The organism is Pseudarthrobacter sp. GQ63 (assembly GCF_059758765.1).
Genome location: NZ_JCAXEF010000008.1, coordinates 104,295 through 119,621, shown reverse-complemented (window position 1 = coordinate 119,621; position 15,327 = coordinate 104,295). Strand labels below are relative to the sequence as shown.

13 protein-coding genes and 1 pseudogene are annotated in these 15,327 nt (G+C 67.3%); 8 read left to right on the top strand and 6 right to left on the bottom strand.

Features of this window, described 5'->3' with window-relative positions:
- The first annotated feature begins 21 nt into the window (after positions 1–21).
- Positions 22–1,062: a Gfo/Idh/MocA family protein gene (locus AC6CHP_RS14190; protein ID WP_427115510.1), complete on the top strand. Its 1,041-nt coding sequence runs from the start codon at positions 22–24 to the stop codon at positions 1,060–1,062.
- A gap of 58 nt (positions 1,063–1,120) precedes the next feature.
- On the opposite strand, the gene iolB is transcribed toward AC6CHP_RS14190, so the two are convergent.
- Both iolB and AC6CHP_RS14180 read right to left on the bottom strand, forming a co-directional pair.
- Positions 1,121–2,014 carry a 5-deoxy-glucuronate isomerase gene (gene iolB / locus AC6CHP_RS14185; protein WP_377194827.1) on the bottom strand — a complete coding sequence of 298 codons (894 nt, stop codon included), beginning with the start codon at positions 2,012–2,014 and terminating at the stop codon, positions 1,121–1,123.
- An 18-nt stretch (positions 2,015–2,032) separates the two neighbouring features.
- Complete coding sequence (locus tag AC6CHP_RS14180; RefSeq protein ID WP_377194828.1) at positions 2,033–2,773, bottom strand: GntR family transcriptional regulator; 741 nt, start codon at positions 2,771–2,773, stop codon at positions 2,033–2,035.
- A 170-nt stretch (positions 2,774–2,943) separates the two neighbouring features.
- On the opposite strand from AC6CHP_RS14180, the gene AC6CHP_RS14175 reads away from it, so the two are divergent.
- The gene (locus AC6CHP_RS14175) at positions 2,944–4,083 is read left to right on the top strand and encodes an LOG family protein (protein ID WP_377194829.1); all 1,140 of its coding nucleotides are present in this window, start codon (positions 2,944–2,946) and stop codon (positions 4,081–4,083) included.
- Positions 4,084–4,104: 21 nt separating this feature from the next.
- On the opposite strand, the gene AC6CHP_RS14170 is transcribed toward AC6CHP_RS14175, so the two are convergent.
- Positions 4,105–5,037, bottom strand: coding sequence for a matrixin family metalloprotease (locus AC6CHP_RS14170; protein WP_377090052.1), 933 nt, complete (start codon positions 5,035–5,037; stop codon positions 4,105–4,107).
- The gene (locus AC6CHP_RS14165; protein WP_188730870.1) at positions 5,037–6,209 is read right to left on the bottom strand and encodes a VIT1/CCC1 transporter family protein; all 1,173 of its coding nucleotides are present in this window, start codon (positions 6,207–6,209) and stop codon (positions 5,037–5,039) included. Before AC6CHP_RS14165 ends, AC6CHP_RS14170 begins: the two co-directional genes overlap by 1 nt.
- Positions 6,210–6,453: 244 nt before the next feature.
- Here AC6CHP_RS14165 and AC6CHP_RS14160 point away from each other — a divergent pair, with 244 nt between their 5' ends.
- Positions 6,454–6,681: a hypothetical protein gene (locus AC6CHP_RS14160; RefSeq protein WP_174175961.1), complete on the top strand. Its 228-nt coding sequence runs from the start codon at positions 6,454–6,456 to the stop codon at positions 6,679–6,681.
- A gap of 99 nt (positions 6,682–6,780) precedes the next feature.
- On the opposite strand, the gene AC6CHP_RS14155 is transcribed toward AC6CHP_RS14160, so the two are convergent.
- The gene (locus tag AC6CHP_RS14155) at positions 6,781–8,298 is read right to left on the bottom strand and encodes a sodium:solute symporter family protein (RefSeq protein ID WP_377194831.1); all 1,518 of its coding nucleotides are present in this window, start codon (positions 8,296–8,298) and stop codon (positions 6,781–6,783) included.
- Between the two features lie 268 nt (positions 8,299–8,566).
- Here AC6CHP_RS14155 and AC6CHP_RS14150 point away from each other — a divergent pair, with 268 nt between their 5' ends.
- Positions 8,567–9,142: a helix-turn-helix domain-containing protein gene (locus AC6CHP_RS14150; RefSeq protein ID WP_104186205.1), complete on the top strand. Its 576-nt coding sequence runs from the start codon at positions 8,567–8,569 to the stop codon at positions 9,140–9,142.
- A 134-nt stretch (positions 9,143–9,276) separates the two neighbouring features.
- Here AC6CHP_RS14150 and AC6CHP_RS14145 read toward each other — a convergent pair whose 3' ends face one another.
- Complete coding sequence (locus tag AC6CHP_RS14145) at positions 9,277–10,092, bottom strand: DUF559 domain-containing protein (protein ID WP_427115507.1); 816 nt, start codon at positions 10,090–10,092, stop codon at positions 9,277–9,279.
- Between the two features lie 196 nt (positions 10,093–10,288).
- Here AC6CHP_RS14145 and speB point away from each other — a divergent pair, with 196 nt between their 5' ends.
- From speB to AC6CHP_RS14125, 4 genes and pseudogenes are all read left to right on the top strand, one after another.
- On the top strand, positions 10,289–11,353 hold the full coding sequence (gene speB / locus AC6CHP_RS14140) for an agmatinase (protein ID WP_377194834.1): 1,065 nt from the start codon (positions 10,289–10,291) through the stop codon (positions 11,351–11,353).
- A 4-nt stretch (positions 11,354–11,357) separates the two neighbouring features.
- Entirely contained in the window at positions 11,358–13,076 is a 1,719-nt protein-coding gene (locus tag AC6CHP_RS14135) for a thiamine pyrophosphate-binding protein (RefSeq protein ID WP_377194835.1), read from the top strand.
- 155 nt (positions 13,077–13,231) lie between these two features.
- Positions 13,232–13,705, top strand: a complete 474-nt coding sequence (locus AC6CHP_RS14130; RefSeq protein WP_498230552.1) for a MarR family winged helix-turn-helix transcriptional regulator — start codon at positions 13,232–13,234, stop codon at positions 13,703–13,705.
- A gap of 70 nt (positions 13,706–13,775) precedes the next feature.
- Positions 13,776–15,275, top strand: a pseudogene (locus tag AC6CHP_RS14125) (MFS transporter); the annotation flags it as partial.
- Between the last annotated feature and the right edge of the window lie 52 nt (positions 15,276–15,327).

Sequence of the window (15,327 nt, the reverse complement as noted above, 5' to 3'; positions counted from 1 at the left end):
AGACAGAACGAAGGAAGAACTGTGAAGGATATAACTCTTGGGTTGGTGGGCGTGGGCCGAATCGGCGCCATGCACGCGGACAACATCTCGGCGCTCAACGCCGTACGTAATGCTGAGGACATCAATGTCCGGCTTCGGCTGACGGATGTCGCCGAAGAGCACGCCAGGGCCGTGGCTGCCAGGGTTGGTGCCGAGTTCCTGCCGTCCGTGGAGGCACTGCTCGCCTCGGGCCTGGACGGGCTGGTGATTGCCACCGGCACAGGCACCCATCCCGGCCTGATCAAGGCGGGGGTGGACGCAGGGATCCCGGTCTTCTGCGAGAAGCCGGTGGCCCTGGATGTGGCGGACGCCCTGCCGGTCCTCGAGTATGTCCGGGAGCGGCAGGGCGTGGTACAGATTGGCCATCAGCGGCGCTTTGACCCCGGCTACCTAGAAGCGAGGCGTGCCTACCAGGCCGGTGAGCTTGGCTGGATCCATTCGCTGCGGGCTGTCACCTGTGACATGGCACCGCCGCCCGTCGAGTTCCTGGCGGGCTCGGGCGGACTCTTCAGGGACTGTTCCGTGCACGACTTCGACATCCTCCGCTGGCTGACGGGCCGGGAGATCGTGGAGGTCTATGCGAAGGGCTCCAACAACGGGGACCCGGCCATCGGGGCTGTGGGGGACGTGGATACGGCCCTCGCCCTGGTGACGTTCGACGACGGCACGGTGGGGGCAGTCTCGGCCACACGCTACAACGGGGCCGGCCACGACGTCCGGCTCGAAATCCAGGGCTCCAGGGGGTCGCTGCTGGTGGGGCTGGACGACAGGACCGCGTTGGCCTCGGCCGAAGCAGGCGTGGCTTTCCCCGCTGGGCAGCCCCACCAGACCTTCGCCGAAAGGTTCGATGCCGCCTACCGGGCTGAGATGTCTGCGTTTGTGGAGCTGATCCTGGGCCTGCGGGACAACCCGTGCACGCCTGAGGATGCGGTGGCAGCTTCGCGCGTAGCGGATGCTGCCCAGGAGTCGTTGCGAAGCGGATCCCCGGTGAGGGTGGAGCTGGCCCCGGCGGTCGCCGGCTGACCTCCAGCCGGATGGGGGACCCGCGCGTCACCAGGGAGATGTCACGGACCTGCCGGGGTCAGGCGCCGAACGGGAGCCGCGGATCGACGTCCTGGCCGTCCCAGGTCTGGCGCACCCAGCCGTGGTGGGGGTCGTCGCTGATGAGCCATTCGCGCACGGGCCCGGGCCCGGCCATGACGTTCAGGTAGTAGAGGTCGTACCCGGGTGCGGCCATGGCAGGACCGTGCCAGCCATAGGGAACCAGGACGACGTCCCCGGTGCGGACCTCCGCAGAGACGTCGATGGGGCGCTCGTCCGAGGCGTAGACGCGCTGGTAGCCGATGGCGTCCGCATCGGCGGGAGCGGCCGAGCCCTCCGCCACCCGCGTCTCAAAGTAGTAGATCTCCTCGAGGTGGGTCTCGCCGTCCTTCTCCTCGTCGTGCTTGTGCGGGGGATAGGAGGACCAGTTGCCGGCGGGGGTGAGGACCTCGCAGACGATGAACCGGTCGGCTTCCAGTGCGGCCGGTGTGCCGAAGTTGTGGACCTGGCGGGAGCAGTTGCCGGCGCCGCGCAGCTCAACCGGGGTTTCCGCGGCGGTCACCAGCCGGGTGGGGTACGCCTCCTGTGCCGGGGCAGTGGCTACCGCCACCCTCCCGCCGTCGGGCGAGGTGATGCTGACGGCGCGTCCGGTGCCCGAGTACAGGACGTCGCTGGGGCCGTGGAACACGGAGGCGCGCCCGTCCAGTCGGTATTCGGTGCCATCGACCGTGACGGTGAAGGATCCGTTAAGGGGCACCACAATGCGTTCCTCTTCGGCGGCGGGAAGGACGACGGCGGCCCCTGCGGCGAGCGTGGCCACCTTCAGTCCAGTATGTGCCCAGCCGTCCACGGACAGGGATGAGTCCGAGGTCCCGATCGAGACGTCCCATGTGCCGTCGGTGGCGGTGCCCAGTGGGTAGACCCAGTTGGTCATGGAGTGTGGCTCCTTGCGTTAGCGCTGTACGAGTGTCATTTCAAAGCTGTAGGAATCCCCGCGGTACACGTGGTGTCCGGTTTCCACGCGGCGGCCGGTGTCATCCGTGGCTGTACGCTCCATGGTGACCAGGGCGGATCCGGGCGCGGTCTCGAGGAGGGAGGCCTGGTAGTCGTTGGCCACCACGGCGCCGATGCGCTGGTTGGCGAGCCGGAAGTTGACGCCGCCGCGGCGCAGGATGGCGTAGAGGCCTTCCGCCGACAGCGTGGCTTCACTCATCTCGGCGATGTCGTCACGGACCCAGTTCTCCATGAGTGCCAGGGGCTTGCCTGCCACTTTCCGCAGCCGGGTGAAGTGGTAGACCTTGGAACCGGCAGGCAACTGGAGGGTGGTCAAGGTGGCCTCGTCGGCCTCCACATGGGCGAAGCTCAGGACATCGGTGGTGGGCTTCTTGCCGTTGTTGGTGAGGTCGTCGTAGAGGCTGGAGAGCTCGAGGGGGCGGCGCACCTGGCTCGATACCACCTGGGTTCCGACGCCGCGTTTGCGTACCAGCAGCCCGGACCGGACCAGTTCATCCATGGCCTTGCGCATCGTGGGGCGCGAGAGGTTCAGCTGTGCCGCCAGATCGATTTCGTTATCTAACCGGCTGCCGGGCTCCAGTACTCCGCTGAAAATGGCGGCTTCGATCCCCTGTACCACCTGGTGGTACAGGGGGACGGGGGAGGAGCGGTCGATGCTGAGACCCAGGTTGTGCGCCACGGTACTTCCCTCATGTTCCTTGTTGCGGGACGTCGTCGCCCGGTGGGGCGGGAACGGCCGCTTTGCCGCTATATGTTCTCTTGATAGGACATACTTCATTTCTTCTTCGATCCTAGCAGCCGCGCCATCCGGGTCAAGGGGAGCGGCCCGCGTTGCTTTAGGTTTAGACAGTGAACCTCTCCGGAAACGTGGGCCCCCACCCGCACAACCTCGAAGTGCAGGACCTGGACAGCTTCGACCGGCTGGTCAGCGCCGGCGCGGTGGACATGCGTGGCTGGCACGCCCAGTCCCTGGACCTGCGGGGGAGGACCGGCGCACTGCAGCGCCTCAACGTGGAGGGTGCCATCTTCCTGGGCTGCACCTTCGACGACGGCGTGGAGGGCCTGCTGCGAGGACGGGGAGCATTGATCTTCCCGCGGCTGGAGACCGTGCCCTTCAACCCCTACCGGGCCGCCTTGTACTCGCCCCAGGAACTGTACGCCGGGCTGCCCGACGCCCCCTACGAAGCCCTTCCGGACGCCCGGATCTACCAGTGGAGCATCCAGCCCGGCATGCGGCACCGGCTGGACGCCACCCTGGCCTCAGCGCTGCACGACCACGCCATCGGCGACGCCCTGGACGATATGACCCGGACAAGCCCGTTCCACGGCCGGGCCATGGTGGGTGTCATGGGCGGGCATGCCGCGCAGCGCGGCAGCAGCGGATTTGCCCAGGCCGCCCTGCTGGGCAGGCTCCTCGCGCAGGACGGGTACGTGGTGGCCACCGGCGGGGGACCGGGGGCCATGGAGGCGGCGAACCTCGGCGCGTACCTCAGTGAAGTGGACGACGGCGGCGTGCAGGCTGCGCTGGACATTCTCGCCTCCGTCCCCGGCTTCCGTCCCTCGGTGTCTGCGTGGGCGCGTGCGGCGGCCGCCGTCGTCGAACGCTTTCCCGGCGGCACGCCGTCGCTCGGCATCCCCACCTGGTTCTACGGGCATGAGCCGCCCAACTACTTCGCCACGCACATTGCAAAATACTTTGCCAACGCCATCCGGGAGGCGATCCTGCTGGAACTGTGCACGGGAGGCATCGTGTTCCTGCCTGGGGCTGCCGGGACCGTCCAGGAGATCTTCCAGGATGCGTGCGAAAACTACTACGGGGCGCGGGAAAAGGTGACGCCCATGGTGCTGGTGGGCCGGGACCACTGGGAGCGTCAGTACCCTGCCTGGCCCATGCTGCAAAGCCTTGCCGCCGGCCGGCCGATGGAGGACCGGATTTTCCTGGTGGACACTGTCCAGGAGGCGGTGGAGGTGCTGCGGCTGCCCGCCTGAGCCCGGGGAGCAGCCGGCCGGTCAGAGATCCTTCCGGCACTGCGCCTTGCTGAGCTCATAGAGCCCGTTGAGGTCCCCGGCGGACAGTCCCTCGGGGGTGCCGATCTCGGGATACATCAGCTGGGTGGGGTCGTCCACGTGGTCGAGGCCCATCACGTGGCTGAGCTCATGCAGGATCACGGCGCGTGCGTACAGGTGGCCGTCCGGGTTCAGCAGTTCATCGGCGATCTGCGGCGCGTCCAGGTCCAGGCCGCCCGTAACAAAGGCCTTGGGGCCGTCGTCATAACTGAAGTGGGTGCTGCCCCCGGTGCCGATCACCTTGCCCTTGAGCTGCGGAGCCACCTCCGGTGTTGTCCAGGCGATCAGCAGCGGCGCCCAGCGCTCGCCGTAGGCCTCGGGCTGGTACGGCGGACGTTGGGGGGAGGGCTGCTCCGCGGTGGTGCCGTCGTAGATGAACCGGATGCCGGTGGCGGCGGAGATGGTGGCGATGGATTCGGTGACCAGCTGCTGCGAGCCGGCCGGTGCGAGCTCGTCATTGATGACGTAGTGCAGCGGCCTGCAGGGGGAATACCCCACCGGGCTGCCGTCCCCGTTGACGGCGAGGAAGCGGTAGGAATCGCTGCCCAGCGGCGGAGGGTCTGCGGCGGCCAGGGGAGCGTCAGACTCCTCCAGCCCAGGGGGAGGCGCGCCCAGCCGGCCCTCGGCCCGGGGCGCCTGGCCTGCTTCCCCTGCTGTGCCCGGGTCCTGCTGCCCGGCGGACTGCCCGTTTCCTGGGCCGATCCGGACGTCCAGCAGCTCTTTGAAGCGAGGGTCGTTCAGTGCCAGTGCTGCTCCGAACACAGCGCCCGCGGTCAGCGCGGCGGTGAGCAAAAGCTCCACGCGCCGGCGCACGCCCAGGCGGGCTTTGGTCCCCGCATGGCGCGATGGCGCACGGTGCGGTGGCCGGTTTTCCACTAGCCCACAACTGTGCCGAAGGCCAGCCCCAGCAGGTAGGTGATGGCCGCAGCGCCCAGGCCGATGGCCAGCTGGCGGAGTCCACGCGTCAGCGGCGACGTGCCGGAGAGCAGGCCCACCGTGGCGCCGGTGACCAGGAGGGCGAGGCCCACCAGAATGCCCGCCGCCACCAGGGCGGCGACGCCGGTCAGGCCGAACAGGAACGGCAGGATTGGCACGATCGCACCGGAGGCGAAGAAGCAGAAGCTGGACAGGGCCGCGCCCCACGCGGTCCCCACGGCCTCATGCTGGTCCTCGACGTCGGGCAGTTCCGGCTGCAGCGACAGGCTGGGATCGCAGTCGCAGGGCAGCAGGCCCATGCGTTCGGCCACCCGGTGCTCGGCCGCTTCCTGGGTCATGCCCCGGGCCAGGTACACCAGCAGCAGTTCGTTGTGTTCCAGGTCCAGCTTGGGGGCCGCCAGCAGGGTGACCTGGGTGGGGCGCGTCGCCGCGAGCAGTTCGCGCTGCGACCGGACTGAGATGAACTCCCCGGCGCCCATGGACATGGCCCCGGCCAGCAGCCCCGCAATTCCGCTGAGCAGCACCACACTGCTGGCGACGCCGGACGCGGCCATACCCATCACCAGGGACAGGTTGCTGACCAGGCCGTCATTGGCGCCGAACACAGCGGCGCGGAAGGTGCCCGCCAGGCGGTTGCGCCCCCGGGTCGCCAGCCCTCGGACCACTTCCTCGTGGATCTGCTCGTCCGCCGCCATCGCCTCCGTGGCATTGGGGTCCTTGGCGTAAGGGGAGCGGCCTTCTGCGCGCTGGGCCAGGGCCAGCACGAACACCGACCCGAAGTGGCGGGCCAGGAACCCCAGCATCCGGCTGCGCACCGATGCACGCCGGGGCTTGCCCGCACGTTCACCCAGCAGTCCCAGCCAGTGGGCTTCATGGCGGCCTTCGGCTTCGGCCAGGGCCAGGAGGATGTCGCGCTCTTCACCCTGGCGGTTCTGCGCCAGGTCCCGGTAGACGGCGGCTTCCGCCCGTTCGTCCGCGAGGTACTGCCGCCACCGCTTGACGTCCGACGGCGAGGGCTGGGCCTGCTGCCCGGCGCCGGCTGGTTCCTGGGGTGCTGAAGGTTGCGCTTCTTGCGGCGTGGCGTGGCGGTTGAACCTGGCGTGCTGAGACACGGAAACTCCTGGGCTGGATGGGGCATGGTGCGGCCCCATTGCAGTGCAAGCTTACTGCGAAAATCCGCCGATTTTTGGCCGGTCAGCCTCCCCCGGAGATTTCGGTGCGCCTTAAACGGGACGGGTCCTTGAGGTCCTGTGGCAGGCTATTGACCCCTCTGCGGTGCGGTGCTGTGATGAAGGTGTGGCGCGGCCAGCGCCCTCACTGAAAGAGCACGTCAGGCGAACAAACGGAGGTTCAATCATGAGCACCACCGGACAGCACCCGGACATGCCGCACCTGGATGCCGTAGAGGCGGATCCCGCCTATGACTACGCCGAAGATGCACCGGTAGTTGAGGACGACTGGGATACCGAGGACGAACTCCTGGACGAGGAGGAGCCGGTGGTCCAGGTTCCTCCCGTCGTGGTCGACGCCGAGGACCGCGTGGTCCCGCTGGATGACCCTGACGAGGTCCGCGAAACCGACTAGGAAACCAGGACCAAACGACAGCGGCACCTCCCCTTCGCCGGAAAGCGAAGGGGAGGTGCCGCCGTCGTGCGTTGCTCCTGTTGTCCTACCCTGCGGGGCCTAGCGGGCAGCGGTGGGAAGGGGCGCTTCTTCTGCAGCCTGCCCTGCCACCCGGCGCTGCCAGTTGCGCATTACCTGCGGGTCGGTCGGTTTGCTCAGCAGGGAAACCGCAACGTAGACCAGGGCGGACGCCAGCAGGCCGTAGTAGATGGGCTCGTTCGCGTAAATGCCGTCCAGCGGTGCCTCGGCGTTGATTTCCAGGACGATCATGGTGCCCAGGGTCACCACGGAACCCACAGCCATGGATGCTGCCGCGGCGATGCCCGTACCGCGCTTCCAGACGAGGCCGCCGAGGATCGCCACGAGGAGGCCGCCCACCAGGATGTCGTAGGCAATGGTCAGGGCTGCCACCACGTCCTTGGTGATGATGGCGATGACGATCGCGATGATTCCCAGGGCAAGGACCCAGATGCGGTTGGCCTTGACGTCGTGCTCAGGGTTGTCCGAGTCCTCCGTGTTGATGTCCTTGCCGAACCAGCTGGCAACGAACGGCAGGACATCGGCGCGGGCCACGGTTGCGGCGGCGATGAGGGCGCCCGATGCGGTGGACATCATCGCTGCCACCGCCGCTGCCAGGACCAGCCCGCCGATGCCGACGGGCAGCAGGGTCTGGGCCACCTCGGCGTAGACATCGTCCTTGACTGCGATGTCGATGCCGGAGAGTGCCACGCTGGCAGCCATGCCGATCAGGGCGCCGGCAACTCCGTAGAGGATGCAGTAGATGCCTGCGGTGGCGCCGCCCCAGCGTGCCACGGTGGGGGTCTTCGCCGTGAAGACGCGCTGCCAGATGTCCTGGCCGATCAGCAGGCCCAGGGTGTAGACAACGAAGTAGGTGATGATCGTCTGGACGCCGATGCCGTCGATCTGGAAGAAACTCTCGTCCACCCGGCTGCGGATGCCCTCAAAGCCGCCCGCCGCGTTGAGCGTGAAGGGCAGCATCAGGAAGAAGATGCCCACGGTCTTGATGATGAATTGCACCTGGTCGGCCAGGGTAATGGACCACATGCCGCCCACCGTGGAGTAGACCAGAACGATGGCTCCGCCAACGGCGATCGCAATCGGACGCTCCCAGTCGAAGAGCACCACGAAGATGGTGGCGTAGGCGCCGGTGGATGTGGCACACAGCATCAGGGTGTAGGCGAGCATGACAATGCCGGAGGCCTCCGTGGCCCTGCTGCCGTAGCGCAGGGTAAGCATCTGGGAGACCGTGTAGATCTTCAGCTTTTGGATGGTTCCGGCAAAGAGGAGGCTCAGCAGCAGGACGCCGGCGCCGATGGCCACTACCAGCCACATGCCGGAGATTCCGAATTTGTAGCCGAGGCCCACGCCGCCCACGGTGGATGCGCCGCCCAGCACGACGGCGGCCATGGTTCCGGTATAGAGGAAGGGGCCGAGGCGGCGGCCGGCAACCAGGAAGTCGCTGTTGTTCTTGGTGCGGGACTTGCCCCACCAGCCGAAGGCCAGCATCGCGAGCAGGTACACCACCACGATGGCGATGTTGATGAAACTTGCATCCATGTTGGGCTCCTTGGAGCGTGTTGGCAGCGTGGCGCACGCCGGAAGGAAAGTGGACCGGGCGCCGCTGCAGGATTTGGGGGAGTGAGAGGGGATTCTCGGCTATTGCTCTATAGGCAACAAGTGTTTCCAAAGCGTAGGCTGTGACGGTGATAACAGTCAAGACCGCGTTGGGCCACGGGCCACGCGTGCAATGAGGCGTCACAGAAGGGGCCGGCCACTAGTATTGCTCCAAAGTGGGGCCGGGCTGCCGGCCATGAAAGGTTCGTAGATGAAGGCACTGCCAGTTGAGCCGAGCAACGTTCCAGTGGCCATCGGCTCGAGGATCCGGGCCGCCCGGCAGTCGCAGCGGCTGACCATTGAGCAGGTTGCTGACGCGACGGGGCTGACCAAGGGATTCCTCAGTAGGGTGGAGCGCGACCTTACATCCCCGTCCGTGGCTTCCCTGGTCACGCTGTGCCAGGTCCTCTCAGTCTCCGTCGGCGACCTGTTTGCGGCGCCCGAGACGCACCTGACCAAGCGCAATGACGGGCCGCGGATCTCGCTGGGCGGGCAGGGCATCGTGGAGCGGCTCCTCACAGCGCGCTCGGAGCGGCGCGTCCAGATCATCCAGGCCTGCATCGAACCGCACGGCCGCGGCGAATCCGAGCTCTACGCGGTGGACTGCGACGTTGACGTCCTCCATGTGATCAAGGGCAGCATCCGGCTGATCCTCACCAACGAGGAATACGACCTCAGTGCCGGCGACACCGTCACCTTTCCCGGGCGAGAGCCGCACACCTGGATCAACCCCACCGACAAGCCCGTCGAGGTTCTCTGGGTCCTGGTGCCGGCCGCCAGCCGCTAGCTCCTGCCCGCCCGGCCGTCCCGTGCGCTCCCGCCCGGTTGCCCGGCCGCCCGGCCGCGCTCCGCGGATTTGCGCTGCACCGCGCCCGGCCGGCCCTCGGCCACCGCAGGAAACTGGGCGGGAGCGTCCGCCGGTCAGCCTCGGGATGCCAGGGCAGCCCTGATCTCGGAGACAACCTGCTCTGGGTTGAACCAGATGTGCTCGGGCATGTAGCGGAGAACGGCGTAGCCCTTAACCGTGGAGGAATTGTTCCTGTCCCGGTCCCTGAGCATGTCCGCCCGCTTGGAATGGAACGCGTAGCCGTCAATCTCCACCATAAGGAATCCGTTGAGGAGGAAGTCCACGCGCCCAATTCCGGGTATGTGGACCTGAACTTCAAAGTCGATGCCGTTCACCCGGAAAAGATGCTGGGCGTCCACCTCAATGATGGATTCGGCGCGGAGATCCAGGTCCTGGAGAGCCCGCAGTGCCGGCGCGGACCGGTCCGCGCGGAGTTCCCGTTTCAGGAGCTCCAATGGCAGGCTGTAGAGCCGGATGGCCGATGTCGCCAGGGCAGTTGACGCTGGCGGCGGCAGGCATCCCAGCGCGTGCAGCACGACGTCTTCGACGCCCGCCACTGGCAGGGTTGGGTGGCCGCTGAAGCGCACCGATCGATGCCGGATCAACCCTGCACCGTGGCCATGGTTGCAGGCAAGATGCAGCTGGGGTGGCGCCTTCCTGAGCCAGAGCCCATAGTGCGGCGCCGCGCTCGCGCAGGTCAGCCGCGCGTTGTGATGGATGGCTGCCGCCAGCTCTTTGTTGCAGTTGGGCGCGAGGAAGACTCCACGCTTGGGTTGGTGGGCGCCACGCTGCGTGAGCCGGGCTATGTCCCTTCGCGAGTACCCGGCGTCGAGCAATTGGGCCGTCCGGGCGACTCCGCCGGCTTGTTTCAGGTGCTCGAGGATGTCCATCTGGCAATTCCAGCCGGACGGGACCGGCAATTGGAACAGTGCCCGGGCCGTATGTGGATTCGGTGGGCAGCGCTCTGGCGAGAGTGGATCCAGGACGGGACCCTTCCAGCAAAGTAAACAAGTGGTGCACATAAGGAAACCACCTGTATGATTGCAGTCACACCAGTCCCTCAACTCCTCGAAGGAGAGGCCTCCATTGGAAGAGCTGCGCATCGAAGCCAACGGCAACCTTGGCCCCATCGATTCATCCCGGATTCCGCGTTACGCGGGAGCCGCCACCTATGCCCGCCTTCCTCGCCTGGACCAGGTGGCCAGGGCTGATGTCACCGTGGTGGGCGTGCCCTTCGATTCCGGCGTCTCCTACCGCCCGGGGGCCCGGTTCGGCGCCAACCACGTCCGTGAAGCAAGCCGGCTGCTGCGCCCGTATAACCCGGCATGGGACGTCAGCCCCTTCGAGAACATCCAGGTTGCCGACGCCGGGGACATGGCCGTCAACCCGTTCAACATCAACGAGGCCATCGACACCATCCAGCAGAACGCCCTTGACCTCACGGCAGGCGGCGGCAAGCTGGTGACCCTGGGCGGTGACCACACCATCGCCCTGCCGCTCCTCCGCGCCGCTGCCGAGCGTGCCGGCGGGCCCATCGCCATGCTGCACTTTGATGCGCACCTGGATACCTGGGACACCTATTTCGGGGCCGAGTACACGCACGGCACCCCGTTCCGCCGGGCCGTCGAGGAAGGCATCCTGGATACGGAAGCCATCAGCCACATCGGCACCCGCGGCCCCCTCTACGGCAAAAAGGACCTCGACGACGACCATCGCTTCGGGTTCGGCATCGTCACTTCTGCCGACGTCTACTACCAGGGCGTCCTGGAAACTGTGGCGAAGGTCCGTGACCGGATCGGCAACCGCCCGCTGTACATCTCCGTTGACATCGACGTCCTGGACCCCGCCCACGCCCCGGGCACCGGCACTCCCGAGGCCGGCGGCATCACCAGCCGCGAGCTGCTGGAAATCATCCGCGGCTTCCGCGGCATGAACCTCGTGGGAGCGGACATCGTGGAGGTGGCCCCCGCCTACGACCATGCCGAGATCACCGGCGTGGCCGCCAGCCATGTCGCCTACGAGCTGGTCACGCTGATGGCTGACAATGCCGTGGCAGGGGACCGCTTCGGAGAAGCCAATGGTTACGCCGCCCAGGCCCTCGGCCAGGAAGCCCGCCGCCCGGCAGGCTTCGCCCCGGCAGGCAAGGAGTAGCCGCATGGGCGACGTCACTGCGGGCGCGGCAGCCGCACCCGCTGCAGAGAATCCGGGCGAGGGTGTGCGCAACGGCGGGGACCTCGTCGTCGAAACCCTTGAGGCGCTGGGCGCCAAGACCGTCTTTGGCATCCCGGGCCAGCACGCCCTGGGCCTCTTTGATGCCATGGGCCGCGGAAACCTGCAGTTCGTCTCCTCCCGGGTGGAAAACAACAGCGCGTTCGCCGCGGACGGCTACTCCCGGGCAACGGGCGAGGTGGGAGTCCTGTTCCTGTCCACCGGCCCTGGCGCGCTGACGTCCCTGGCCGGGCTGCAGGAAGCCTACGCCACGGGGGTTCCCATGGTTGTGGTGGCCAGCCAGATCCCGCTCGAGGGCCTGGGGGCCAGGCGCAAGGGCATGCTGCACCAGCTCGATGACCAGAAGGCGTCGGCGGCCAACGTCACCAAGAGCCAGCGCCTGATCCAGCACGCGTCCGGCATCCCGTCCGCCATCCAGGACGCCTGGACCGAGGCGATCTCCTCGCCCCAGGGCCCCGTCTGGCTCGAGATCCCTCAGAACGTCCTGCTCGATCCCATCATGGTGCCCCCTGTGGAGGACGCGCTCGCCGAGGCGGCGGACAATCCACCCAGGGTGGAGCTGGTCCGGGAAGCGGTGAAATGGCTGCAGTCCGCGGAACGTCCTGCCATCATCGCCGGCGGCGGCACGCGGCGGGGTAGGGCCGAAAAATCCCTGCTCTCAATTGCCGAGAAGCTTCGCGCACCCGTGATCTGCACGCCGGGCGGAAACGGCGCCTTCCCCTGGAACCACGAGCTCTCGCTGCAGTCCTGGATCGAGGACCGCTACATGACCGACCTGCTGGAGGACGCTGACGTCCTTGTGGTGATCGGATCGTCCCTGGGCGAGGTCACCTCCAACTACTTCACATTCGAGCCTCGCGGCCGGATCATCCAGATCGACGCCGAACCGAGGGTCCTGGAGTCCAACCGCCCCGGGCTGGGGATTCGGGCAGACGCAGGCCAGGCGCTCGCCGCCCTTGATGAAGCCCTGGACGCCGGGGCTGGCCGGACCGCGCCCACCTGGCACGGAAAACCGCCCGAGGAGCTCGTCAAGGAATCCCTCGCGAAGGTCCGCGCACGCCTGGAGTCGCAGGACCTGTCCAAGGAACTGACGTTCATGGCGGACATCCGCGCGGCGGTGCCGGCGGACATGCAGACATTCTGGGACATGACCATCGCGGCGTACTGGGGCTGGAGCTGCTGGGACGCCCGCGAGGGCCAGTTCCATTCAGCCCAGGGCGCCGGCGGGCTGGGCTTCGGGTTCCCGGCAGCCATCGGCGCGGCCGTGGGACTCGAGACTGTTGGCAGGCCCGCTGGCTCCGCCCGGGTACTCGCAGTATCCGGCGACGGATCCTCAATGTATTCCATCTCTGAACTTGCCACCGCGAGGCAGCACAACGTTCCGGTCACCTGGCTGATTGTGGACGACGGCGGCTACGGCATCCTGCGCGAATACATGGTGGGCGCCTTCGGCAAAGCCACAGCCACCGAACTGGCCCGCCCGGACTTCGTCAAACTTGCCGAGGCGTTCGGTGTGCCTGCCACCAAGGTAGCGCCGGAGGGCGTGGGGGACGCGCTGAAGGCAGGATTCGCCGCTGACGGGCCGAACGTCGTCGTGGTGGAAACCCTTCTGAAGATGTTTGCGCCCACGCACCTGGCGGAGTGACCCGCCACTGCTCCTGAAACCCCGGACGCCCGGAAGGCCCCAGCTCGCATAGAGCTGGGGCCTTTCGCGTACACCCCCGCAAGCGATTAGTTTCCCAAAGCAACAAGTTCTGGGATATGGTTGCTTCAGGCAAACAACTGAGGAGCCCTTCAACCATGGCAGTAGCGCCTGATACGGCAGCGGATCTTGTGTACCAAATCTTCGACCTCCAGCGGGCGGTGCGGTGCATCGCCACCGCCAGCGTGCGCGGGCAGGACACGGGGGTTGCGCTCCAGGGCGTGCTGCGCTTCGTGGGCGAGGGGGAGACCAGGGCCACGCGCCTCGCCGAGCGGCTGGGCGTCAGCGCGCCCGTGCTCAGCCGGCACATCGCGGATCTGGAGGAGCATGGGCTGGTTGTCCGCAGGCAGGACCCCGACGACGGCCGGGCCCAGCTGGTTGCCCTGACGGCCCTGGGAGCGGAAAAACTCCGCCACATCGAGGACCAGCGGACGGCGGTCCTGCAGGACTACCTGCGCGACTGGAGCGAGGAAGACGCCGGCAACACGGCCAGAATCCTGCACAAGCTCACTGAATCACTCAAACAATCAGCCCGGGCAACGGCGGCCGGCACCATCACAACCACCGCTTAGGAGCAGACCCATGGCAAGAACTGCCGCCCCCGCCGCATCAGCCGGCGCCCCCGCAGGCACTCCGCCCGAGATGTCCCACCGCCAGATCATGGAAGCCCTCACGGGGCTCCTCGCCGCCTTCTTCACGGCGATCCTCAGCAGCACCATCGTGGCCAACGCGCTGCCCACCATCATGTCCGACCTGCACGGCACCCAGACCGACTTCGCCTGGGTCATCACCGCCGCGCTGCTGGCCAACGCCGCCACCACCCCCATCTGGGGCAAACTCGCCGACCTCTATAACAAGAAGGTCCTGGTCCAGCTCAGCATCATCATCTTCGTGGCCGGCTCGGTCATGGCCGGCCTGTCCGAAACCATCCCGCTGCTGCTGGGTGCCCGCGTGATCCAGGGCGTGGCCATGGGCGGACTCACGGCGCTGTCCCAGGCCATCATCGGCACCATGATCCCACCGCGGAACCGCGGGAAATACTCCGGCTACATGGGCGCGGTCATGGCAGTCGGCACCGCCGGCGGACCGCTGCTGGGCGGCTTCATCGTGGACAGCCCGCTCGGCTGGCGCTGGACCTTCTTCGTCTGCGTGCCGCTCGCCGTCGTCGCCCTCATCCTGCTGCAGGTCACCCTCAAAATCAGCCATGTCCGCCGTCCCGCCAAGATCGACTGGCTGGGCTCCATCCTGTTGACCTCCGGCGTGAGCCTCCTGCTGATCTGGGTCTCGTTCGCCGGCAATCCCGCCTACTACGACTGGATTTCGTGGCAGACCGCCGCCATGGTGGGCGGCGGAATCCTCCTGCTGGCCCTGCTGGTGCTGGTGGAATCCAAGGTGGAGCAGCCCATCATCCCGCTCAAGATCATCTCGGAACGCACCACGGCACTGGCCATCCTCGCCTCCGTCGCCGTGGGCGTGGCAATGTTCGGGTCGTCCACCTTCCTGGGCCAGTACTTCCAGGTGGCGCGCGGCGCCAGCCCCACGGAAGCTGGGCTCCTGACCCTTCCAATGATCGCCGGAAACCTTGTTGGTTCAGTGGCCTCCGGACAGCTGATCAGCCGGACGGGCAAGTGGAAGGGCTACCTGATCGCCGGCTCCATCCTGCTGATCGGCGGGCTGGGCTTGTCCGGAACCCTGGACCACACCACCGAACTCTGGCACGCAGGGGTCTTCACCGCAGTGCTGGGCCTCGGCCTGGGCATGCTGATGCAGAACCTCGTCCTGGCCGTGCAGAACACTGTCCGGGCGTCAGACATCGGCACGGCAAGTGCCTCGGTTGCCTTCTTCCGGTCCGTGGGCGGCGCCATCGGCGTCTCCGTCCTGGGCGCCATCCTGGCCAACCGGGTCAGCGAGCTGGCCACGCAGGGCCTGGCAACCGCAGGCATCCCCGTAGAAGGAGGTACGGCCGGTGCCAGCATGGACCTGGCGCACATGCCGGAACCTGTCCGCCACATCATGCGGGCCGCCTACGGTGACGCCACGGCGGAGGTGTTCCTGATCTCGGCTGCCGTGGCCGTCGCGGCGCTGGTGTCCGTGCTGTTCATCAAGGAGAAACCCCTCCGGCGCACGGTGGACATCCAGCCGGGTGCCGGGGAAAAGAGCACGACGGCGGAGCTCGCCCCGGCTGGCAGGTGAC

Bases quoted from the DNA above. Each gene is read 5' to 3' on its own strand.
- iolB (WP_377194827.1), bottom strand. From the start codon at position 2,014: ATGACCAACTGGGTCTACCCACTGGGCACCGCCACCGACGGCACATGG.
- AC6CHP_RS14135 (WP_377194835.1), top strand. From the start codon at position 11,358: ATGGGCGACGTCACTGCGGGCGCGGCAGCCGCACCCGCTGCAGAGAAT.
- AC6CHP_RS14130 (WP_498230552.1), top strand. From the start codon at position 13,232: ATGGCAGTAGCGCCTGATACGGCAGCGGATCTTGTGTACCAAATCTTC.
- AC6CHP_RS14160 (WP_174175961.1), top strand. From the start codon at position 6,454: ATGAGCACCACCGGACAGCACCCGGACATGCCGCACCTGGATGCCGTA.
- AC6CHP_RS14145 (WP_427115507.1), bottom strand. From the start codon at position 10,092: ATGGACATCCTCGAGCACCTGAAACAAGCCGGCGGAGTCGCCCGGACG.
- AC6CHP_RS14155 (WP_377194831.1), bottom strand. From the start codon at position 8,298: ATGGATGCAAGTTTCATCAACATCGCCATCGTGGTGGTGTACCTGCTC.
- AC6CHP_RS14150 (WP_104186205.1), top strand. From the start codon at position 8,567: ATGAAGGCACTGCCAGTTGAGCCGAGCAACGTTCCAGTGGCCATCGGC.